20 protein-coding genes, 2 tRNA genes and 1 other RNA gene are annotated in these 23,575 nt (G+C 28.8%); 2 read left to right on the top strand and 21 right to left on the bottom strand.

Annotated features, from left to right (window positions below; translation table 11 throughout):
• The first annotated feature begins 26 nt into the window (after nucleotides 1-26).
• Nucleotides 27-1,358, top strand: a complete 1,332-nt coding sequence (locus Bmayo_RS03685; RefSeq protein ID WP_075552374.1) for a CoA-disulfide reductase — start codon at nucleotides 27-29, stop codon at nucleotides 1,356-1,358.
• 15 nt (nucleotides 1,359-1,373) lie between these two features.
• On the opposite strand, the gene Bmayo_RS03680 is transcribed toward Bmayo_RS03685, so the two are convergent.
• From Bmayo_RS03680 to Bmayo_RS03665, 4 genes are read right to left on the bottom strand one after another with little or no spacing between them, the layout of a single operon-like run.
• Entirely contained in the window at nucleotides 1,374-2,717 is a 1,344-nt protein-coding gene (locus Bmayo_RS03680; RefSeq protein ID WP_075552373.1) for an ATP-dependent 6-phosphofructokinase, read from the bottom strand.
• A 30-nt stretch (nucleotides 2,718-2,747) separates the two neighbouring features.
• On the bottom strand, nucleotides 2,748-3,719 hold the full coding sequence (locus Bmayo_RS03675; RefSeq protein WP_075552372.1) for a MinD/ParA family protein: 972 nt from the start codon (nucleotides 3,717-3,719) through the stop codon (nucleotides 2,748-2,750).
• A 9-nt stretch (nucleotides 3,720-3,728) separates the two neighbouring features.
• The gene (locus tag Bmayo_RS03670; protein ID WP_075552371.1) at nucleotides 3,729-4,511 is read right to left on the bottom strand and encodes a potassium channel family protein; all 783 of its coding nucleotides are present in this window, start codon (nucleotides 4,509-4,511) and stop codon (nucleotides 3,729-3,731) included.
• A 5-nt stretch (nucleotides 4,512-4,516) separates the two neighbouring features.
• Nucleotides 4,517-5,839, bottom strand: coding sequence for a TrkH family potassium uptake protein (locus tag Bmayo_RS03665; RefSeq protein WP_075552370.1), 1,323 nt, complete (start codon nucleotides 5,837-5,839; stop codon nucleotides 4,517-4,519).
• 96 nt (nucleotides 5,840-5,935) lie between these two features.
• Here Bmayo_RS03665 and cyaB point away from each other — a divergent pair, with 96 nt between their 5' ends.
• Complete coding sequence (gene cyaB / locus Bmayo_RS03660) at nucleotides 5,936-6,469, top strand: class IV adenylate cyclase (protein ID WP_075552369.1); 534 nt, start codon at nucleotides 5,936-5,938, stop codon at nucleotides 6,467-6,469.
• On the opposite strand, the gene Bmayo_RS03655 is transcribed toward cyaB, so the two are convergent.
• The 17 genes from Bmayo_RS03655 to Bmayo_RS03575 all read right to left on the bottom strand — a co-directional run bounded on the left by Bmayo_RS03655 (nucleotide 6,443) and on the right by Bmayo_RS03575 (nucleotide 23,573).
• Complete coding sequence (locus Bmayo_RS03655; protein ID WP_075552368.1) at nucleotides 6,443-7,888, bottom strand: hypothetical protein; 1,446 nt, start codon at nucleotides 7,886-7,888, stop codon at nucleotides 6,443-6,445. The genes cyaB and Bmayo_RS03655 overlap by 27 nt on opposite strands.
• A complete protein-coding gene (pgsA, locus tag Bmayo_RS03650) occupies nucleotides 7,875-8,504 on the bottom strand; it encodes a CDP-diacylglycerol--glycerol-3-phosphate 3-phosphatidyltransferase (RefSeq protein ID WP_075552367.1) in 630 nt (209 codons plus the stop codon). Before pgsA ends, Bmayo_RS03655 begins: the two co-directional genes overlap by 14 nt.
• Before the next feature lie 4 nt (nucleotides 8,505-8,508).
• Nucleotides 8,509-10,254: a threonine--tRNA ligase gene (thrS, locus tag Bmayo_RS03645; RefSeq protein ID WP_075552366.1), complete on the bottom strand. Its 1,746-nt coding sequence runs from the start codon at nucleotides 10,252-10,254 to the stop codon at nucleotides 8,509-8,511.
• 165 nt (nucleotides 10,255-10,419) lie between these two features.
• On the bottom strand, nucleotides 10,420-11,736 hold the full coding sequence (gene rodA / locus Bmayo_RS03640; RefSeq protein WP_075552365.1) for a rod shape-determining protein RodA: 1,317 nt from the start codon (nucleotides 11,734-11,736) through the stop codon (nucleotides 10,420-10,422).
• A gap of 4 nt (nucleotides 11,737-11,740) precedes the next feature.
• Entirely contained in the window at nucleotides 11,741-13,540 is a 1,800-nt protein-coding gene (gene mrdA, locus Bmayo_RS03635) for a penicillin-binding protein 2 (RefSeq protein ID WP_075552364.1), read from the bottom strand.
• Complete coding sequence (gene mreD / locus Bmayo_RS03630; RefSeq protein WP_075552363.1) at nucleotides 13,540-14,022, bottom strand: rod shape-determining protein MreD; 483 nt, start codon at nucleotides 14,020-14,022, stop codon at nucleotides 13,540-13,542. Before mreD ends, mrdA begins: the two co-directional genes overlap by 1 nt.
• Nucleotides 14,022-14,867, bottom strand: a complete 846-nt coding sequence (gene mreC / locus Bmayo_RS03625; RefSeq protein WP_075552362.1) for a rod shape-determining protein MreC — start codon at nucleotides 14,865-14,867, stop codon at nucleotides 14,022-14,024. The genes mreD and mreC overlap by 1 nt, the downstream gene beginning before the upstream one ends.
• 3 nt (nucleotides 14,868-14,870) lie before the next feature.
• A complete protein-coding gene (locus tag Bmayo_RS03620) occupies nucleotides 14,871-15,920 on the bottom strand; it encodes a rod shape-determining protein (RefSeq protein WP_002557301.1) in 1,050 nt (349 codons plus the stop codon).
• A gap of 10 nt (nucleotides 15,921-15,930) precedes the next feature.
• Entirely contained in the window at nucleotides 15,931-16,899 is a 969-nt protein-coding gene (locus tag Bmayo_RS03615) for a tetratricopeptide repeat protein (protein WP_075552361.1), read from the bottom strand.
• A gap of 24 nt (nucleotides 16,900-16,923) precedes the next feature.
• Nucleotides 16,924-17,276, bottom strand: an RNA gene (gene rnpB, locus Bmayo_RS03610) — RNase P RNA component class A.
• A 26-nt stretch (nucleotides 17,277-17,302) separates the two neighbouring features.
• Nucleotides 17,303-18,061 carry a zinc ribbon domain-containing protein gene (locus Bmayo_RS03605; RefSeq protein WP_075552360.1) on the bottom strand — a complete coding sequence of 253 codons (759 nt, stop codon included), beginning with the start codon at nucleotides 18,059-18,061 and terminating at the stop codon, nucleotides 17,303-17,305.
• A 12-nt stretch (nucleotides 18,062-18,073) separates the two neighbouring features.
• Nucleotides 18,074-19,969, bottom strand: a complete 1,896-nt coding sequence (gene rpoD / locus Bmayo_RS03600) for an RNA polymerase sigma factor RpoD (RefSeq protein ID WP_075552359.1) — start codon at nucleotides 19,967-19,969, stop codon at nucleotides 18,074-18,076.
• A gap of 3 nt (nucleotides 19,970-19,972) precedes the next feature.
• On the bottom strand, nucleotides 19,973-21,754 hold the full coding sequence (gene dnaG, locus Bmayo_RS03595; RefSeq protein WP_075552358.1) for a DNA primase: 1,782 nt from the start codon (nucleotides 21,752-21,754) through the stop codon (nucleotides 19,973-19,975).
• A 5-nt stretch (nucleotides 21,755-21,759) separates the two neighbouring features.
• Entirely contained in the window at nucleotides 21,760-22,791 is a 1,032-nt protein-coding gene (gene mltG / locus Bmayo_RS03590) for an endolytic transglycosylase MltG (protein WP_075552357.1), read from the bottom strand.
• Between the two features lie 210 nt (nucleotides 22,792-23,001).
• Nucleotides 23,002-23,083 (bottom strand) — tRNA-Tyr (locus tag Bmayo_RS03585).
• A 4-nt stretch (nucleotides 23,084-23,087) separates the two neighbouring features.
• Nucleotides 23,088-23,161: transfer RNA gene (locus tag Bmayo_RS03580), tRNA-Thr, on the bottom strand.
• An 88-nt stretch (nucleotides 23,162-23,249) separates the two neighbouring features.
• A complete protein-coding gene (locus Bmayo_RS03575) occupies nucleotides 23,250-23,573 on the bottom strand; it encodes a hypothetical protein (RefSeq protein WP_075552356.1) in 324 nt (107 codons plus the stop codon).
• Nucleotides 23,574-23,575: the final 2 nt, after the last annotated feature.

Below are 23,575 nucleotides of genomic sequence, written 5' to 3'. Positions count from 1 at the left end.
GTAAACAGATAAATAGGAAAACAATGATGAAAATAATAATTATTGGAGGCACATCAGCAGGAACTAGTGCCGCAGCTAAAGCAAACCGCTTAAACAAAAAGCTAGACATTACTATCTATGAAAAAACAAATATTGTATCTTTTGGAACCTGTGGCCTACCTTACTTCGTGGGGGGATTTTTTGACAATCCAAATAAAATGATCTCAAGAACAAAAGAAGAATTTGAAAAAACTGGAATCTCTGTTAAAACTAACCAGGAAGTTATCAAAGTAGATACAAAAAGCAATACAATTGTAATAAAAAATCAAAAAACAGGAAGTATTTTTAACAATACTTACGACCAACTTATGATAGCAACTGGCGCAAAACCTATTATTCCGCCAATCAATAATATCAATCTAAAAAATTTTTATACACTGAGAAATTTAGAAGACGGTCAAAAAATAAAAAATTTAATGGATAAAGAAGAGATTAAAAATATAGTGATAATTGGTGCTGGATACATTGGAATTGAAATGGTAGAGGCAGCAAAAAATAAAAGAAAAAATGTAAGATTAATTCAACTAGACAAACATATCCTCACAGATTCCTTTGACGAAGAAATAGTTACAATAATGGAAGAAGAGCTAATAAAAAAAGAAGTTGATCTTCATACAAATGAGTTTGTAAAAAGTTTAATAGGAGAAAAAAAGGTAGAAGGAGTAGTAACAAATAAAAATACTTATCAAGCCGACGTTGTTATACTTGCTACTGGAATAAAACCTGCTACTGAATTTTTAGAAAACCAGCTTAAAACTACTGAAAATGGAGCAATAATTGTAAATGAATATGGTGAAACTAGTATAAAAAATATTTTTTCTGCAGGAGATTGTGCAACTATTTATAATATAGTAAGCAAAAAAAATGAATACATACCCCTAGCAACAACAGCCAACAAACTTGGAAAAATAGTTGGTGAAAATTTAGCTGGAAATCATGTAGCATTTAAAGGCACACTGGGCTCAGCTTCAATTAAGATACTATCCTTAGAAGCTGCCAGAACAGGACTTACAGAAAAAGATGCAAAAAAGCTTCAAATAAAATATAAAACGATTTTTGTAAAGGATAAAAATCATACAAATTATTATCCAGGCCAAGAAGATCTTTATATTAAATTAATTTATGAGGAGAATACCAAAATAATCCTTGGAGCACAAGCAATAGGAAAAAATGGAGCCGTAATAAGAATCCATGCTTTAGCAATTGCAATCTATTCAAAACTTACAACAAAAGAATTAGGGATGATGGATTTCTCATATTCTCCACCATTCTCAAGAACCTGGGATATATTAAATATTGCTGGAAATGCTGCCAAATAGGAAGAATTAATTAATTTAATTCTTCATATTAATTGGTTGTCCTGTACTTGAAAGAACATCTCTCCAAAAAGAACCATTTGGATTAACCTTATTCCTGTCAATTACTGCCATCTTAATCGGTATATGCACAAATTTTGTACTCCACAAACTAATCAACATTTTTGTCTTACCAGCCATTGCAGCATGAACAGCATTTGACCCAAGCCTAGCACAATAAAGCGAATCACTAGCATTAGCGGGCGAACTTCTAATAATATAGCTAGGATCAATGTATTTAAGGGTAAATTGTATATTTTTTGCTTTAAAATACTCTGTAATTTTGTCTTTAATATAAAGCCCAATATCCTCATAAAGCAAATTCCCAGAATCATCTTTCTTTTTAGGGAAATGATCAAAATATTTTTGACCTGCTCCTTCTGCTATCAATATTACTGCATGAGGAATCTCTTCTAGGCTTTCTTTTTCTAAAAGTCGTCTTTCAAGATGGACAAGAAACCCATTAGGACCTTCTATGTCAAAATCAAGCTCTGGAATTAAACAAAAATTAACATCATTAGAAGAAAGCGCAGTATGAGCAGCAATAAAACCAGAATCTCTTCCCATAACTTTAACAAGTCCAATGCCATTATAAGCACTATTAGCTTCAAAATGAGCACCAGCAACAGCCGCAACGGCTTGTTCTACGGCAGTCTCAAATCCAAAAGATTTTTGAACAAACATAAAATCATTGTCTACAGTTTTAGGAATGCCCACAACTGCTATTTTTAAATTTCTTTTTTCTATCTCCTCAGCAATAAGAAGAGACCCCTTTTGAGTACCATCCCCACCAATGTTAAAAATCATATTAATATTCATTCTCTCTAAAGTATCAACTATTTCCACAGGTTTAATGCCACCCCTTGAAGAGCCAAGAATAGTGCCTCCAAATTTATTAATATCATCAACAACATCTGGATTAAGATTAATAAAAGATGAATTTGACTCAGGAAGAAGTCCTTGATATCCAAATTTTACTCCATAAATATTGCGAACTCCATAAATTTTCCATAAAGTTCTCACAATAGAACGAATAACATCGTTAAAGCCAGGACAAAGACCACCACAAGTAGTAATAGCAGCTTTAACATGTCTGGGCACAAAATAAATTTTTTCTCTAGGTCCGGCTTTCTCTAAAAGAACATCTTCGTACCTATCTCCCTCATCCTCATTCCTATATACACTAAACTTTATTTTATTTTTTTCATTAACAAAATGCGAAGAACCCTCACTAGCATAAAAATCAATCAAAGGATTGTTTTGCTTGCATTCTCCTAAAATATCTATTTTAAAATCTAAATTTTCATTTTTAATTCTATACACCAAATACTCCTTTATAGAATTATAGCCTAATTATTTTCTAATAAATCTACTTTGATCTTTAATCATATCGTATATGTCATCGTAAATATAAGGAGACCCTTCAATAGGAGATTTAATTAAATTGCCAGCTATAAATTCAAAATATTTATTCAACTTTGAATTCTTCTCAAAATCAATAAATGGCACTCTATTATTAATAGCCTCTCTAAAACTTTTTGCAAAAGGTACAAAGCCTATAAACTCTATTGGTATATTAATATTATTCTTAACAACATTAATTAAATTTTCACACATAGCAATCTCTTCGCTAGTTTCTATTCTATTTAACACAACTCTAGGATAAAAATTATTCATCATCCTCTTAACTTTCAAAGAAGAACTCAAAGAAATAAGCTCAATTCCAACAATCAAATCTTTAAATCCAAGGTTTGTCCCTTCAATCTTATCTTTAAAAAAATTACCAATATAATCCCGTTCGGGGCTTTTTTGCGGGAATCCCAAATATAAAAGACGATAAAGAGCATTCTTTAAAAAAGAATAAGCATTAAGTATGGAAGGGGTTTCTGGTATTGTAACAATTACACCACTATAAGATGCCAAATAGAAATCTATTGTATTATAAGAAGTTCCAGATCCTAAATCTAAAAAAATAAAATCGGCAATAAGATCTTTTTGAATGGATTCTATAATCTTTTTCTTAATGGAAAAAGGAAGATTAGCTGTTCCTGTATAAAGAGCATCACCTGGAATAAGATAAAGCTTATCATAAGATGTTTTGCATACTAAATCTGAAAAACTTTTATTCCTTTTATTAATAAAAGAACCAATGCCCACACCCTTATTTTTAACTCCCAAACACGTATGTAGATTAGAGCCACCAAGATCAAGGTCAACAAGTATTACAGTTTTACCTAAACTAGAAAGCTTATAACCAACATTTGCAACAAAAGATGTTTTTCCAACACCGCCTTTGCCACTTGCTACAGGAATAATTTTAGTCATTCTTAAATCCTAATTATCCTTACGCTCTTTTTGAAAAATTTTCATAAAATTAAAAATCCCTAAAAATCTCGATTTCTTATCGGCATCTTTATTTAAATTTTCATCCTCTTTAGAGCCTGAAATTAAATCTTTAATTAAATCTTTATTGTTTGTAAAATTTTCAATACTATCTGGTTTGCCACAAATTACAATTTTATCATCTTTTAAAAAAAAATAATCGCCATCAACAAATTCATACCTAGAATTACTTAAATTCCTAACAGCAATAACTGTAATACCACATTCTCTTCTAAGATCAGCTTCAAAAAGAGTTTTGCCAACATATTCTTTGGGAATAACAGTTTCAGCAACAATAATATCATACCCAATAATATTGTAAGTTGAAAGATTCGGAGATACTAATAACGGGGTTAATCTTCTTGCAGCATCTTTACTTGGAAATATAATCTTTGTTGCGCCAAGCGTTTTTAATATTTCAGCATCATCCCTATTTTCTGTCTTAACACATATTTCCTTCAAACCCAAAAGATTGCAATAGTGAGTAACAAGAGCACTTTTGCCAAGATCATCATCAAAGTCAATAACAACAGCATCTGTATCTACAGGAATTATTCTTTTTAAAGCATTTTTAGTAAATTGCTCAACAACAAAGCTTTCTGTAGATATCACGTCATATTCTTCAATAAGCTCTTTAGATGTATCTATAATAATAATTTGACAATCAAGTCTGCTTAAATCTTCAAGCAAGTGAATTCCCAAATTACTAAGTCCAATAATAACAAATGTTTTCATATGCCTCAACCAACCAAAATATCTTGCCTTGGCCTTGTAAATTCTTCAAAACGTGACTTTCTTGAAACAAAAACAGCCATTGAAAAAAGTCCTATTCGTCCTGCAAACATAGTAAAAATTATAATGACTTTCCCCCAAAATGACAAATCCTGAGTTACTCCAACCGAAAGACCAACCGTTCCAAAGGCAGAAAATACTTCATACCCCAAATCAATAACTTTCCAATTGCCAGATCCTCCCTCAAAAAAAAGAAGCATAAAAAAGGAAAAACTTAAAATAAAAATAGCTCTTGCAAAAAATAAAAGTGCAAATCTTATGCTATCTATTGAAACCTTGTAAGACCCAATAATATATCCATTGCCGTTTTGATTTTTAAAAACAGCTAATACAATTAAAAAAAATGTTGTAATCTTAATTCCTCCTGCAGTTGATCCGGGTGCGCCACCAATAAACATGAATGGCAAAGAAACTATTTGGGTTCTTCCGCTTATTAAAGAATTATCAAGATAATTAAAACCAGCTGTTCTAGTGCTAATCGAATAAAAAATTGAATTAAATATTAGAGTACTCATTGAATAACCAGCTTTTAATTTATGCATCTCTGTAAAAAAAAATAAAATTGAACCAATTATAATTAAAAAAAAACTTAAAGAAAAAACTATTTTGGCATGAAGTGACAGTTTTTTTTTGTTCTTAATAGTATTCTTTACATCTCTATAGACCATAAACCCAAGACCACCACAAATTATTAAAATAGAAACTATAACTATAGCTTCAGGAACATCTCGCCATGCATAAATACTCTCAGAATGCATAGAAAAACCCGCATTGCAAAAAGCAGAAATTGTCGTAAATAAAGCCTCTAAGAACGAAATATTAACTCCCCTAAGTTTAAAACAAATGAGTATTAATATTAAACCTATCATTTCAATTGAAAAAGTTATAAACAATATGCTTTTTAAAATTCTAATAGGATTATATTCTATATTTGAAAGGGAATACTGCTTTATTATTCTTGCATCTGTTAAATTCATTTTCTTTTTAGGTATAAGCAAATAAAAAGTAGTAATACTTATAAATCCAAGTCCCCCAAGCTGGATTAGCAACATTATCAAAATAAATCCAAAAGTAGAAAAACCTTCCATTTTAACCGTTATAAGGCCTGTAATACTTACAGCAGAAACAGCAGTAAAAAGAGCATCAATATATGTCAATTTGCCATCACCTTCCCAGGAAATAGGCAGCATTAACAAAAGAGAGCCTATAAACATAATTAAAATAAAATAACTAAAAAGTAAAAACCTGTCGCTAAATTCAAATTTCAACATATCATACAAAAAGTTGTTTAAATTATTAAAAAGCCATCTTATATAGCATAATATTTTAACATTGAAATATTATCATAATTACATTATTTTTAATATATGTTTGAAATAGAATCAAAAGCATTTATTCCTCCAAAAGAGTTAAAAAGAATTGTTAATTTGGCAAATAAAAAATTTAAGTTTATTAAAGAAGAGATAAAAACTGACATCTATTACTCAAACCAAAAAAAAATTATAAGAATAAGAAAATTAAATAATCTAGAAAAAATTGTTACATTTAAAAAAAAAATATTAGATAACAATAATACTATAGAAATTAATAAAGAGGTGGAATTCAAAATAGATAGTATTAACAATTTTTTAATCCTTATAAAAGAGCTTAAATTTAAAAAGCTATACAAAAAGATAAAAAAAAGTTTAATTTATCAAACCAATAATTTAAATGTAGAGATAAACGAAATAAAAAATCTTGGATTTTTTTTAGAAATAGAAAAAATTATTAACAATCAAAATGATATAGACTTGGCAAAAAAAGAAATTGATAACATAATCAACCAATTTGGACTAAAAGAAAACCTTGAAACTAGACCTTACTCTGAATTACTCTCATTGGCAAACCAAAGTAAAAAATAATTCATTGGAATTAGAGCTTAAAGTAGAGACTACAAGCCCTTGATTACTATAAATTCCAATCTGGGGACTAGTAACATCACTTTTAAAATTCTCCAACTTATTTAAAAAATACCAATTTTTATTCTTAAAATAAATTAATCTCACATTATTATTATCTTCAAAGGCTAAAAACAAATTATTTTTATAAAGCCCAATATCAGTACTTAAACCTTCCATTTCAACATTAGGGCTTATATTAATCCACCTATTGCTTTTCAAGGGACAAATATTTACAATGGGCCTATTTTCAGAAACAAAACTCATAATTATTTGATTAAAATTAGAATCAAAAAAGCCTTTAATAAAATTAGCCATATAAACAGAAGGAATATTTGCATTTACCCAAGCATTCTCATTGTTTATAATAAATTCGGATTTAATCTCATTATTTGACTTATAATTATAAAAAATACCCAAAAAAGGTTCAGATATTAGCCCAATGTTTGATGAATTAACATTAGAATCACCCTTGCTTAAATAAGCATGTATTACATCGGTCCAAATACTTCCATAGCCCATATTTGAGATTAAATTGATTTTATATTCACTTCCAATTTCTCTTAAATATGCCAAATACAACCTATCTTTTAAATCAATGCTAATATTTAATAAAGATCCAAAATTTTCTATGTGACCAGGACTAATATCAATCCATTTTCTACTATTAAATTTTTTAACTATAAGCTCACTGGCAAAATCAGACCCTGATTTCGTAACAAAAGCAATATATAAATTTCCTTTTGAATTAATTGAAAAATCAAAATTAACTATATTAGTAATATTTCCATTAACAGATGAATCAAGATTAAACCAACCAACATTCTCAATAAACTCAGCAACTTTAATGTCATCGCTATTTTCTAACTGATAAGCAATATAAATATTGCCTTTATAAATCCTTAATATATACTTTTTAAGCTTGGTAGTTAAACTTAAAACAGGTAAATCTTTTAAAGTAAAAAATAAATCTTCTTTTTCAATCTTAGATGTTTTAGCTTTCAGGAAATCGCTACTTAAAATTGAAAAATCTAAATCTGCAAGCGAAAACTTTATATTTTCATTTTTAGTACCAACGTATATTATTGCATAAAGAGAATTTTTATCTAACCTTATTTTAAAATCTCTTCTTTTTACTTTATCAGTTATGTATTTTTTATTAGAAATATCATAAATTCTAAAAACAAAATCGGAATTTGAACTCTTATCTAACCTTAAAATATAATCAGAAGATTTGTTAACTTTTAAATAAATACTTCCTTTCCCATTTTTGTTTAAAATACTTAAGGAACTAATTTCTGTTAATATTTGACTTACTTGAGCTTGAATAAAAGAAAGTTTTGTAAATAAAAATAGCAAAATTAATGTCTTATTTATTTTCATATTTCTTTACATTAAAAAATATTAACACATATTCTAAAAATGATAAAATTGCAAAAAAAGCAGCAAAAACATACGCCATTTGAACAATAAATAAAAATTTAAATTCAAAATTAAAAATGTAGCTAATAAAATTTTGAACAGGTTCTGTAAAGTTGAGTTGATTTAAAGTATAAAACAAAAGGCTTGCAAAAGTGCAAACAGCATAAAGAAGTGACTTTAATTTTCCCAAAAAATTTGCTTGTTGAACTACATTAAACTGAATAATTAAATTTCTAACAAACCCAATAGAAATTTCACGATAAATAAATATTACGAAAAAATAATAAGGGGTTATTCCTTTGTAAAAGAAAAAAACAAAATATGTTAAATGCTGCAAAACATCCGCATAAGGATCTAAAATTTTACCTACATTGCTAACAAGATCATATTTTCTTGCAAGATATCCATCAATAAAATCAGTAAATTCATTGAAAATGATTAAAAACCAAATAATTCCAAAATACAAATACGAAAAAAATACATTTTCCAAAAAAAATAAAATTAATATGATAAAGGAAAGCATAATCCTAGCTAATGTTATTTTATTGGGGGTAATGAACTTGATTAAATTATTCAATTTATCAAATCTCCTTATCCCTTATTTTAAGCAAAATAAATTTAAGAGCTTCATCAAGTTTAATTCCATTTATTTGTTCATTTGTTCTTGTTCTAATAGATATTCTCTCTTCTGCTGCCTCTCTCTCGCCAATTATGAACATATAAGATATTTTTTTAGCCTGATATTCTCTAATTTTAGCATTCATTCTTGAGGAACTATTATCAAGTTTTATTCTAATCCCTTCATTTTTAAATTTATTAAAAACTTTAATAGCATAACCTTCTACAATATTATTAACAGGAATTATTACTGCTTGAACAGGAGACAACCATAAAGGAAACGCTCCACCATAGTGCTCTACAAGAATTCCAAAAAATCTTTCAATAGATCCCAGCAAAGCTCGATGAATCATAAATGGTCTTTTTTCTTTACCATCCTCAGCAGTATAAGTCATATTAAATCTCTCAGGGAGATTAAAATCAAATTGAATTGTACTCATCTGCCACTCTCGCTCAAGAGAATCAACTATCTTAAGATCAATTTTAGGCCCATAAAAAGCACCTCCCCCTTTGTCAATTTCATAAGGAACTTCAAAATCGCTTAAGGTCTCTTCAAGAACTTTTAAAGACATTTCCCAATCAGCATCATTTCCAACAGACTTGTCAGGCTTTGTAGAAAGATATGCCTTTAAGTTGCTAAAGCCAAATTTACTCCACATATAAATAGCAAACCTAAGAACTTCTTTAATCTCATCTACAACTTGAGAATGAGTGCATATAATATGAGCATCATCCTGAGTGAATCCTCTAGCTCTCATCAGGCCATGCAAGGCGCCTATCTTTTCATAACGATATACAGTGCCAAGTTCGGCCCATCTAAATGGTAAATCTCTATAAGAATGCTTGCCTGTATTATAAATTGCAATATGAAAAGGACAATTCATAGGTTTAAGATAATAATCACTTTTATCCATTTCTATTTTTTCAAACATACTGTCCTTATAAAAGTCTAAATGACCAGAAGTTTGCCAAAGCCAAGATTTACCAACATGAGGAGTAAAAAGAATATCATACCCATTTTTAGAGTGCTCTTCTCTCCAAAAATCTTCTATTAAAGCTCTTATTTTAGCACCATTGGGATGAAAAAAAACAAGTCCTGGGCCAATCTCTTCATGAATAGAAAATAAATCAAGCTCTTTTCCAAGCTTTCTATGATCTCTTTTTTTTATTTCCTCTCTCAAATTAAGATAAGATCTTAGCTCTTTTTCATTATTCCATAAAGTTCCATAAATTCTGGTAAGCATTGGATTTTTTTCACTGCCTCGCCAATAAGCTCCAGCAATACTAGTAAGCTTAAATGCCTTTGGATCAATTTTATTCATATTCTCAACATGAGGACCCCTGCAAAGATCAATAAAATTGTGACTCTTATAAATAGAAACTTCATTTTGTAAATCAAAATTTTTAATCAAATCAATCTTATAAGGTTCATCTTTAAAAATTTCAAGAGCCTGTTCTACGCTTATTACCTCTTTTTCAAAAGAACTCCCGGTCTTTAAAATCTCCCTCATTCTATTTTCTATATCTAAAAGAGAATCTTCTGTAATTTGCCTTTTAAATTCAAAATCATAATAAAAACCATCTTTAATAGGAGGACCTATTGCAATCTTGGTATTTGGGAATAAATCACGCACAGCTTCTGCCATAACATGAGCTATTGAGTGTCTTTTTTTGTAAAGAATATCTTCTTTATCTAAATCTTTGCTCACAACAATACCTTTAGCCTTTCGATTTTTATTAAAAAATTAAAATTCACATTCATCACTTTTACGCAAAAATACGCACCTCAAATATTTATAATTACTAAATTAAAATATACAAAAAAATTTTCTAAAAAAATAGAGATAAGAAAACAAAAAACTGAAAATAAATTCTCAATCCATAGCAACTATTGATTCAATATTAAAATAAAAAGACATTGCTAAAAAAAATGTAATAGTAGAAGAACCTCCATAAGAGAGAAAAGGGAAAGGAATTCCAGTAATCGGAAGAACTCCTAAAGACATTCCAACATTAAAAGAGGTATGAAAAAATAAAAGTCCCAAAATTCCAGATATTACTAAGGCCATATATCTATCTTTACTTTTATTCATTATTATCAAAAATTTAAAAAAAAGAAAAAAAAATAATATTAAAATAGTACTAACGCCTAAAAACCCAAACTCTTCAGCAAGAATAGAGAAAATAAAATCTGTGCTTTGAGAAGGCACATAATTAGCATGGGTATAAGGCCCCTTTAAAAATCCTTTACCCAAAAGACCGCCAGAACCAATTGCTATTTTAACCTGATTTAAATTCCAACCAGCACCCTTAGCATCAATAGCTGGATCTAAGAATACTAAAAACCGTTTAATCTGATAAGTCTTCATTAACTTTGAAAGGACTTTTGAAAACACTATTGAAATCAATAAAATAGAACTTGCAAAAAATACATAAAAATAAATTATTTTAATACTCAAACCATACTTAGCAATAAAAAATCCTAAAACAGAAATCAAAAGTATTAAAAGCAGCACCCCTATTATTATTCTAAAATAAAAAGAATTTGAGAAAATAAGATAAAATACATTACCCATATTCACCCTATATTCATACCAAACCGGCAAAATCGCAAAAACAAAAGAAAAAAAACCTATCAACGCAAATGCTAAAACATAATGCAAATCTATTCCTGCAAAAAAAGAAATAAATATAAAAATGGTTAAATATACTATTGCTGTACCAAAATCAGGTTGCAACAATATAAGAATTACCGATGGGAAAATTAATAAAAATGCAGCAATAAAGGTAAAAAATTCATTATAACCCTTTTTTTCAGTATAAAATTTTGAAAGGGTCAAAATAATAATAACTTTACCAAATTCAGAAGGCTGTCCTCCAAGTTTCCATATACCAATCCAAGACTTTGCTCCGTTTACAGTCATTCCAAAAAATGCAGTAAAAATTAAAGCCAATATTAATAAAAAATATAAAGGATATACTATGCTATAAACAAATTTTAAATCATATTTACCCACTATAAAAATTAGAAAAAATCCAATAATTACCCAAAAGGTTTGTTTTATATATTCATTCTTAGTTAAAGATCCGCTAATATTATAATCGCTAGAATAAATCAACAATATACCAACAAAAGAAACTATAAATAAGCTTATCAAAGCTAAATAATCATAATTTTTTCTAAAAACCATTAACCTACCTAATATACCATGGTCTATAACCTTTAAGAATATCTTCATAACTTTGATTTGCAAAAATGCCTTGCATTATTAAATCTGTAGATTTTGCAGGCCACCAATCTACATTACTCTTTGCCTCAACCAAACTAAAAACAATAATTTGATTATCAGATGAACCATTATAAGGAGCAAGTCCAACAAAAGAACTATTTTCAAAACCATCTATACCAGTTTGACCAGTGCCTGTCTTGCCTCCAACCTTAACGGCTTTCGTAAGAACTGCATATCTTGCTGTACCATAAGTTACCACACTTCTCATATATTTTTTCAGAAGTTTAAATGTGTTTTTACTAATAAGATTTGTCTTTCTTAATATTTCTGGTTTATTCTCAAGAATAACTTTATTCGTACCGCCCTTTAAAATTTTATTTACAATTCTAGGCTTATATACAACACCTTCATTTGCAATCATAGCAACCATATTGACAATCTGCATAGGAGTAGCATTCAAAAACCCTTGACCTATTGAAAAATTTACAGTATCTCCTCCTACCCAAGGCTGATTAAAAGTTTTTTCTTTCCACTCAGGACTAGGAAGAAGACCAGCTACTTCATTTGGCAAATCAATTCCTGTTTTTTCTCCAAACCCAAATTCTTTTGCATATTTTCTAATTCTATCAACCCCAAGATACTTAAGCCCAAGTGTATAAAAATAAACATTAGAAGAATGTGCAATCGCCTCTTCTAAATTAACATACCCATGACCACCAGGCTTCCAACAATGAAAAATTCTATTTCCAACTTTAAAATATCCAGGACAATAAATTTTACGATCTTTATCTATAACTCTCTCTTCAAGAATAGCAGCAGCAACAACTAATTTAAAAATAGATGCCGGCGGATAAACAGATTGAATTGCTTTATTTAAAAAAGAGTAATCTTCCTTATTATATTTATTGTAAACATCCCTCATAGAATAATAAGGATAATTGTGAAGAGCAAGAACAGCACCTGTTGATGGCTTTAATACCACAATAGAACCATACCTTTTGCCTAAAGCATTATTGGCAAGATCTTGAATATTTTTATTAATATTAAGCACAACATCATTACCTGGTACCATATTTCTTATAATAGAGCCATCGTCTATTCTTCTCTCTTTGGAGTCTACTTTGTATTTTATTAAGCCTTCTTGCCCTCTAATGTAATTATCATAAACCTGTTCAATGCCCAACTTTCCAATCGTAGAAGTATTATCATACCCACTAACATTATAAAACGTTCTAAGCTCTCTTTGATTTATTTGCCCAACATAACCGATTGAATGTGAATATGAATCGTCAACCAAATAGTTGCGCTTAAAAGAATAAGTCCACAAAAGAGCAGGATAATAAAACTTTTTTTCAGAAATTTTAAACAACATCTTTGGAGTAAGTTCAATTATTTCAACATCTTTAAGATATCCACCAGGCTCTTGAAGCTTAGATAAAATAATTGATTTATCAATGCCTAGCGTGTTTGATAAAAAGTCTATCATCTCAATTCTAGTAGCAACAGGCATATTATAATACTGTTGCAAACTTATCTTTAAAATAAACATAGTTAAATTATTTGCCAAAATATTGGAATTAGAATCTAAAATTTCACCCCTTGAGGCATTGATTTTTTCCAATCTTGATAAAAAAACATTGGCTTCTCTGTCGTAAAATAAATGCTTACCAATTTGCATTTGAAATAAAATTGCCAAATAAAGCACCATAATTGCTATTAAAAAAAATATGCCGAACTTATATCTAAAATTTGTTATAACACCCACTAATAATCCTCTTTAAAAGAATAAAAATTTCTAGTAAAATAATTTTGAATTGGATATAAAAAGTTAATAGACATTATATTTACAATAAGATCAAGGTTGAAGATTGAATAATTAAAAGATTTTAAATCTATAAAATCATAAAATACAATAGCTAAAAACCATAATATAACTTTTGAAAAAATAAAAAATATTGCCATGCTAAGCATATTTTTAGGCATAAATAACTTTATTTTATTATTAAAATAAAATATTATTGTATATCCAAAAACAAAAAATCCAAGTGGTAATCCTGTAAAATAATCCATAAGAAGGCCATATAAAATACTAGATAATAATCCTATATTAAAAATAAAATTTAAAGAATTAAAAACTAGAAAAATTAAAAAAATATCTATTGAAAAATAAAAATAAGTTGCAAAATAGTGTTGAAAAATTTTACCTAAAAATGCACTAGAAATAAAATATGTAAAAAATGCTGCCATTATTCACCAATCTCTTTGTTATTTTTAACAAGAAAAACATACTCAAGCTTATCTAAAACTATAGCTGGCTCTACTTCTATTTTTAAAAGAGAATTGTAGTCAAGAATATGAAAATTTGTAATCTTTCCAATATAAATGCCAACTGGATATTCACTAAACCCAGCAGTAACAATAGAATCTCCTATCTTTAAATCTTTTTCAGCAAGCCTATTAACATAATTCATTTCAAGTTTTTTACCATAACCATTACCCTCTATAAGACCTATAAACCTGCTACTTTGAATCCTTGCGGACACAAAATTTTCATAATTGGTCAAAGGCAAAATTTTAGCAGTATTAGAATAAACCTTTACAACTTTACCTACAAGACCGCTAAATCCATCTTGATATGCAACTGCTATCATATCCTTTTCTATCCCATCATTGAATCCTTTATTAATAGCCATTAAAGTCGATATGTTTGAATAGTTTAGATATATAATCTCTGCTGAAATAAAATCGCTAGAACTTGACGAATAAAAATTTAATTGCTCTTTAAGACGAACATTCTCTTGCCTTAGTGACTGTATATTCTGAGTGACTATTTCAAGCTGTTGTATTCTTTTTTTATAAAATTCTATCTTGTCCTTGTAATTTTTGTATTCATTTACAGTTTTAAAAACATTGGAAATAAAACTAAAAAACCCATGCATTCTGCTTTGAATATAAGAGTTAAAAGTAAAAAACAAAAAATTATCAGATCTTCTCTTTTGAATACTGCTTGAATCATAAATCATAAAAACAAGAGAAACTATCAATACTAAAAGTACTTTGATAAAATTCTTGAATTTGACAAGAAAATTCATAACTTATTCATTGATAAAACTGTAAATATTCTTGCTAATATCTATTCTATTGGCATAATCATAAAATAATCCGGCACCAACAGCCACAGAGAGAAGCGGATTATCTGCAACATAAACAGGAACTCCAGTCTCTTTCGAAAGAAGCCTATTTAAACCCTTAAGAAGAGCTCCTCCTCCTGTCAAAATTATGCCACGCTCAACAATGTCTGTAGCAAGCTCTGGGGGCGTTGCACCAAGAGTACGCTTAACTTCATCCACAACAACATTTATAGGCTCTTGTAAAGACTCTCTTACTTCCATAGAATCAACAAGTTGCTTTCTAGGAAGACCAGTTACAGCATCTGTACCCTTAATATCTATTTTTTCTACCCTTAAATTTTGAATATCAGGATATACATTTCCTATCTTAATTTTCAATTTTTCTGCTGTCTGTTGACCAATTATAATATTGTGAGAATTTCTCATATATTTTATTATACTCTCATCAAATTCATCCCCACCAGTCCTAATTGCCCTACTTACAACCATTCCGCCGAGAGAAATAACCGATATTTCTGTAGTTCCACCTCCAATGTCACACACCATGTGACCTGTAGGTTCAAAAATAGGAATATCAGATCCAATAGCAGCTGCAAGAGATTCTTCTATCACCTTAACTTCTCTTGCACCAGCATTCATTGCACTCTCTTTTACAGCTCTTCGCTCAACCTCTGTAATACAAGTAGGAACACCTATTACCATTCTTGGCTTAAAAAACAATTTTTTACGAGAAAAAATTTGATTAATAAAATATTTAATCATCTTCTCTGTATTCTCAATGTCAGCAATAACTCCATCTCTAAGAGGTCGCACAGCTTTAATATTCTCTGGAGTTTTCCAAAGCATTTTTTTAGCATTTCTGCCAACTGCAACAACTTTATTACCTTTGGTAATATCTATTGCAACAACAGAAGGCTCACTCATAACCACGCCATAATCTTTAATATAAACCAATGTATTACATGTTCCAAGATCAATGCCAATATCTATCAAAAAAGACTTAAACAAATTCAAATCAACCTCCCTAAAAGTCTTCCAAAGTAATTCCAAGTCTCTCTCTTGCTGCTTCTAAATAAGGATTAAGATTGAGAGCTTCTCTCCAGTATTTTCTAGCTTTAGGATAATTTTTATCTTTCTTTCTATATATATCTCCTATTTTAACATAAACGCTAGAATTTGAACTATTAATTTCTAGAACTTTATTATAGTAATTAAAAGCATTATCATAATCGCCTTTATCTAATAGAATATCTCCATAAAGCAAATATACCTTTTGAATTAAATTTTCATCCGTTTTCTCACCCTTTGACAATTTTCTTTTCTCTTCTTCTATTATTTTTTTTATATACTCAATGCTTTTGTTTATATCATTCAACTTATAATTAACATAAGCCAAACTCCAAAGCACTAAATCAGATTTATTTTCATTATAAGCTTTTTCAAAAAACTTTAAACTAGACTTGTAATCTCTTAAAAGCTGGTACGAATATCCCAAATATTCAAAAATATCTTCTTTAATGTTCATGAAATCAAAATTATCAGTACTTAAAGCCTTCTTTAAAAATTTTACAGCAAGCTCACTATAAAACTCTCCTTTATGAGAATATGCCTTTCCTAATATATAATACAAAGGGCTTATGGAGACTCCGTCATTTATAGAAATTAAAAATCTTAATCTTTCTATGGATTTATCTAGAAATTCTCCTTTTAAATATCCTTCATTTACTATTAAAGAATAATAAAAATATGAAAATCCCAAAAGCAAATTTAAATTAAAATCAAATCTATGATTTTTAATATCATTCTCAGCATAATCTATTATTTCTTTATATTCTTTTTTATCCCACAGTAAAAGTAAATCGACCTCTGTTGGACCTGCTTTTAAATAAGAACTAGAAAAAGATTTAAAATAGGATAAAATATAATAAATTAAAAAAATAAAAATGAAAATCATAAATGAGTAAAAAATATATCTTAAATATCTTATTTCCATTTAAAACTCTCTTTTAGGCTAATAAAATTAAGCTGACACCCATAAGCCGAGTTCTGTACTATGCCATCATCTCTCTTGTTTTTTTATCGCTAAAAAAATCATGCGATCTACCCGTAAGCATATCCTCAAGAACAAAGAGTGCTTACATACTTGATCTTGCTCCTAATGAGGTTTATCTTGCCATATTTATTACTAAATAAGCGGTGAGCTCTTACCTCACCTTTTCACCCTTACCTTTTACGGCGGTAATTTTCTGCGACACTTTCTTAGGTTTAAAACCCCTAGGCATTACCTAGCATTATGTTCTTATTGGAGCTCGGACTTTCCTCTTAAGCTTTAATTATTATAAAACTAAGCGATGACTGACTGTCAGCTTAAATAAAAATTATCAAATTAATAAATTTTATTCAACAAGGTCTGCTAAACTACCAGGAATTATTTCATCACTTATTCTAATTTTATCCTGATAATAAAGTATTCTACTGCAATAAGGACAAAATTTAATATCGTTGGGCTCACGTCTTACTTTATTTGCAAATTCAACAGGAAGTATCATATGGCAACCTTTACAAACATTATTAATCAAAGGCACAACTCCATTTGATTTATTTCTTATTATTCTTTGAAATTTAAACAAAAAATCTTCATTCATTTTAGAAGAACAATTTAACTCTTCTCTTTCTATTTCTAAAAGTTTATTTTGAATTTCTAAAAGCTCTAACTCAAAACTACTACTTTCAGCCCTAAAACATTCTTCTTCTTTGCTATGCTTCTCGTTGACATCTAATATTTCCTTTTCTATTTTAGTTTTAAGCCCATTAACATGTGTCATCTTTTTTCTAATTGTAACTTCATCGTCAATAATAACCTGAAGTTCTTTTTCAAGAGCTTCATATTCTCTTTGCGTTTTAATGCTATCAATTTTCTCTTCTGCCTTGCTCTTTCTTGAATTAATATCTTGAATATCTAACTTTAAAGCAGAGTCTTCTTTTTGATATTCCTTAAACTTTTGTTGCAAATCAACAAGAACTTTTGATAATTCTTCAATCTGATTTTTTTTCGTCTCCAAATACTTGGGAATACTTTTTCGCCTTTCTTCAAGCTCAAACTTAGACTTATATATAACTTCAAGTTTTTTTAATGTATCAATATTATTTTCCATCAATCCTCCTGTTCAATTTAAATCTTCAAGATAATCTTTTAATTTTTGAGTTTTTTTGGGATTTTTAAGCCGCCTTAATGCTTTAGATTCAATTTGCCTAATTCTTTCTCTTGTAACATTAAAATGAAGTCCAACCTCTTCAAGAGTTAAAGAATAGCCATCTTCAAGTCCAAATCTCATTTTTACAACTTCTTGTTCTCTTTCAGGAAGAGTTCCAAGAATTGCTCTTATTTGATCTTGCAAAACTACAAAGGATGTGTGATTTGCAGGATTTTTTATTGCCTTATCCTCAATAAAATCGCTAAGAACAGAATCTTCTTCTTCTCCAATTGGTGTTTCAAGAGAAACAGGCTCTCTTGAAACACTTTTTACAGTTTTAACCTTTTTAAGCTCCCATCCAAGTCTGTCTGAAAGCTCTTCATCTGTGGGATCTTTCCCTAAAACTTGAATTAAATATCTAGTTTCTCTATTAAGCCTATTTATTTGTTCAATCATATGCACAGGAACTCTAATTGTGCGAGCTTGATCAGAAATAGATCTTGTTATAGCCTGTCTAATCCACCAAGTAGCATAAGTTGAAAACTTAAAACCCCTCTTATATTCGAACTTTTCAACAGCTTTAATCAATCCAATATTGCCTTCTTGAACAAGATCAAAAAAATGAAGACCTCTGTTTGCATATTTTTTAGCAATACTTACAACAAGCCTTAAATTAGCTTTAATCAACTGATCTTTAGCGTGCTGCATCATTTGTTTCCCTTTAGCGATCTCTTCTGACATGCTTATTATTTTATCTGTTGGATATTCATAATACATCTCAATTCTCTCAAGTTCTTTTTGAGCAAGCTGAGCCTCTGTAATCTGTTCTTTAATAGCATCTTCTTTAAGTTTGAGAGATTTTTCTATCTCTATTTTTTTTTCAGTAATAGTCAAATCTCTTCCAAGCACCCTCAAGTCTCTTATTTTTTCAATTTTTAACCTGCTTAGAATTATTCTTTGCTGTCTTTGCAAATCCTTTATTTTGTTAGCAGAATCAATATAATCATCTGAAAAAATCCTTAGTTCATCTTGATACAAAGGGATGTCTCTTAAAAGCTCTTTTAGAGCTAATCTTTCATTTTTTAAATTCTTTTCAAAAATATCCCCCCCAAGCTCATATACCCTATGCTTATTATCTACATAACTTATTAAACGATCTTGAATTGGCTTTAAAGGAATTTTATAAAAAGAGGCAATTCTTTTTTTTTTATTATAATAATCTGGGCTACTCTCTTTGTCCTTATCTTTTTCTCTTTTAAAAAACTCTTCCCTTTCCATTCTTGAGTAAATAGTATTTACAAGATTATAATAATTTTCTATAACAAGCCCTTCATTCTTAAGAATATTCTCAATTATACTCTCCCCAGAATCCATTTGCTTTGCAAGTTCAACTTCTTGATTTCCTGTTAATAAAAATTCTTTTCCTATTTCCTTTAAATAAAGCTTAATTGGATCTTCTGAGTGACTATCTTTCAAAACATTGCTTTTAATATACCCTGAACCTAAATCATCTTTAACAGAAATATCTTCTTCATCACAATCATCCAGCTTAACATCAATATCAATATCTTCTTCATCGCTTTGAAAACCATCATCTAAAATCATAAAATTTCTATCAGATTCAATTTCAACCTCTTCCTCTTCATCATTTCCATCTTCGCTGCCAACCAGATCTAATTCAGAAATTTTATTAACCAATCTTATTCCCCTATCCTCAAGCATCGAGCAAATACAATCAAGAATCTCTGGTTCTAATATGTCATCGGGAAGCAAATTTGATAATTCACCAAAACTAAGAGATTTTTTATCTCCCAAATGAGTAATAATACCCTCTACCAGCTTCGAATATTTCTTTTCAAAATCCGACAAAACCTAACTCCCTGGAATATCGTTTATGTAGATTTTTAAATTTTTTCTCTGCATATTTAAAAACATTAACTCATTTATTTGAATCCTAGCATCTACCAAAGAGTCCCCATCACATCTTTTTTTGCAAAGCAAAACACGAGAATCCAATTTTCTTCTCTTGATTGCAAGTAAAATATGAACGAGCATCTCATTATCCACTTCAAATTCAGAATTTAAAATTTCTTCAAAAAAAAATTCACTAACTTTATAGGTATCCTTTAATTTTTTTTTTAAATCCATTAATGAAAAATCTTTATTATTTTCAAATAAATTCTCAAAGCACATAAAAATTTTTCTGGCATCGATATTAATTAAATCACTATCAATAATATTGCGCCTTACTATACTAAAATAACTAAAATTTTTCAACAAAGCTACTATTAGATACCTCTCATAAGAATCATCATTATGAGCATACAAATTTCTTTTACTATTGTCAACTACAAATCTTTCTTTTATTCTATAATAATCTTTTAATAAAGTTGTCACACCAATACCAAGTTTATTGCTTAGCTTATCTAAAAAAATTTTTTTCTGAGTATCCACTTTTGATAAATTTATCAAATTTAAAAATAAATTAATCATGGCATTCAAATCTACAGTTTTATTTAAATCATATTTGCTAAAATAAGCATCTAAAAGATATTCAAAAGCATCACATCTATTATTTAAAATTTTTTGCAAAGAGCCTACACCCTCACTTTTAAGAACATCCGCAGGATCACGACCAAAATCCATTCTAACAACACTAACATTGATATTAAATGGCAAACAAATTTGATAAGCTTTTAAAGTTGCAGAAAGTCCAGCATCATCCCCGTCAAAAGAAAATATTATCTCATCAGCATATCTTTGAATCAAAGCCAGATGTTCTTTTGAAAAAGCAGTGCCAAGAGTAGATACAGCTCTCTTAATCCCAGATGTAAAAAAAGCAAGAACATCTATATATCCTTCTACCAATATAACTGATTTTGCAGATTTAATCTCATCAAACCCCTCATAAAATCCATAAAGAAGCTCCTTTTTTTTAAAAACTTCAGTTTCACTTAAATTAATATACTTAGAACCTCTCCCATCTAAATCTCGACCCCCAAAACCAACAACATTTCCTTTAAAATCTTTAATTGGAAAAATTAATCTTTGAGATAAAATAGAAGCTTTGGGGTTTGTTTTTGAAAATAAGCCACTTTTTCTAAGTATTTCAAAAGAGTATCCTTTTGAAACTAAAAAATCATAAAGCTCTAAACCATTTTTAACACTAAATGGCAAATAACCAAGTTCAAATAAATCAACGACTTCCTTAGATATTGCTCTACTCTTTAAAACATAATCTAAAGCTTTTTTGTTTTTATTCAAAAAAAATTTAATGGTATTAATTAATCTAGAATTCAAAAAGTAAATTCTTGAAACTATATCTTTATTTTCATTTTTTTTTTCACTTTCTCTACTTATTTTTAAATCATCATAACAAATACCAGATTTTTCACATAAAATCTTAAGAGCATCATTGTAATTGATTTTTTCCATATCCATTAAAAATCCAATAACATCCCCACTCTTTTTGCATCCAAAACAATAAAAATATCCTTGCAAAGGATTTACAAAAAAAGAGGGAGTTCTCTCAGCATGAAAAGGACAAAGACCTTTGTAAGTAGATCCCGATTTAACAAGCTTAATATAATGCTCTACAATAGCTACAATATCAAATTTACTTTTAATTGAAGCTGCCGTTTGTAAGTAATTCATACTTCTTAATCCTTAGTAATAAAATTTTTAATATAATCTTTTGCCCCTAAAAGATGTGAAGAATAATCTGACGAAAATTGATGTGTGCCTAACTTAGAGTCTTTTACCACAAAAAATAAATATTGCGTATTTTTTGGGAAAAAAGCTGCTTGCAGGGAAATAATACCGGCATTTGAAATTGGAGTAGGAGGATATCCTTTATTAATATATGTGTTATAAGGAGAATTTATCTCTAAATCTGAAAAATAAATTCTCTTAGGATGGCTTCGTCCTAGCTCCTCTGTAATAACATATTCAATAGTAGCACAAGATTGTAATGCCATACCAGATTTTATTCTATTATAAAAAACCGAAGACATTATTGAGGCCTCACTTTTAACCCTATACTCACGTTCAACAATAGATGCTATTATTACCCTATTGTAAAGCTCTTTACTTGAATAATCACTAAGAACAACACCTATAGATTTAAGCTTGTTTAAAAAATTATCAACAAACATACGAACCACATTCTTTATTTCTATACCTTTATAAAATTTATAAGTATCTGGGAATAAAAATCCTTCAAGAGAGTCGTAATCAAGGCCAAGCTCATAAATAAATGATTTTTTGTTGATTAAAAAAATAAAATCTTGAACATCATCAATAACAGAAAATTCCTTAAGCTTAAAAGCAATTCTTCTGCTAGTATATCCTTCGGGTATTGTAACATCAATATTTACATTAGAAGATCCCTTTAAAAACTCTTTATATATTTCAAATGTAGAAAAATCACCATTAATTAAATATCTTCCCTCTTTAAATTGTTTGTCACTACCAAAAATATATGAAATAAAAACAAGAAGCAGTTCGGATTTAATTAATTTTCGTTTTTTCAATTCTTTAGCTATTTTTTTAACTCCCCAACCTTTCTCAACATTAAATTCATAAGCCAAGCCATTTGCCAAAGAAGATAAATTTAAAAAATATATAAAAATAGACAAAACAGATCCTAAAAAGAAGAAAAAAATAAATGCTTTACCAATTTTAATAAGCACAAAAATCTCCTAGCTAAACAAAGGTCTTTGCTAATTACACTTTAGCTATCAATTAAAATTTTTAATTGATAGCTAGCATAATATTTTATAACCAATATAAGAACTTTTCTAAATAGACAAAAGCATAAGAAGCAAAATGAAACGATATAACACATTTAAAAGATCACAATCAAAATTATAAAAAGGCCAACACTTACAATTCTACTAAATTGGGGAGGGTGGGATTCGAACCCACGTAGGCAAAGCCAACAGATTTACAGTCTGCCCCGGTTAACCACTTCGGTACCGCCCCTAAAAGCCGACTGTCGGAGTCGAACCGACGACCTGCGGTTTACAAGACCGCTGCTCTGGCCAGCTGAGCTAAGTCGGCAAATAATAAACTAATAGTTAGTTTATAAAAATAAAATTCATTAGTCAATAGAATAATTACAAATAATTAATGCAATATTTCTATCAACCTATTTGTTGCCAGAAAGAAAAATTTTAAAAACAAGAGCACAAAAAAAAATCATAAAACTAAAAATTAAAATTAAATAATAATTAATTTTTTTATTTCTCAATAAATAAAAAAATATTAACCTAGTAGATTCAAGCCCAAAAGAAACAGAACTTAAAATAATAGTAAGATCAAGATAAAATTTCTGAAAATTATAAACGAACATATTGTAAGAACCAGCCAAAAACACAAATAAACTCAATAAAGAATTTAAAAACAATACAATAACCAAGATTCTAATAAAATTTGAAAAACGTCTTAGATTTTTTACTTTAAAAGCCTTCATGA

It is taken from the genome of Borreliella mayonii (assembly GCF_001945665.1).
GTDB classification, from domain to species: domain Bacteria; phylum Spirochaetota; class Spirochaetia; order Borreliales; family Borreliaceae; genus Borreliella; species Borreliella mayonii.
The sequence above is the reverse complement of the archived record's forward strand: the minus strand, read 5'-3'. Positions and strand labels throughout refer to the sequence as shown.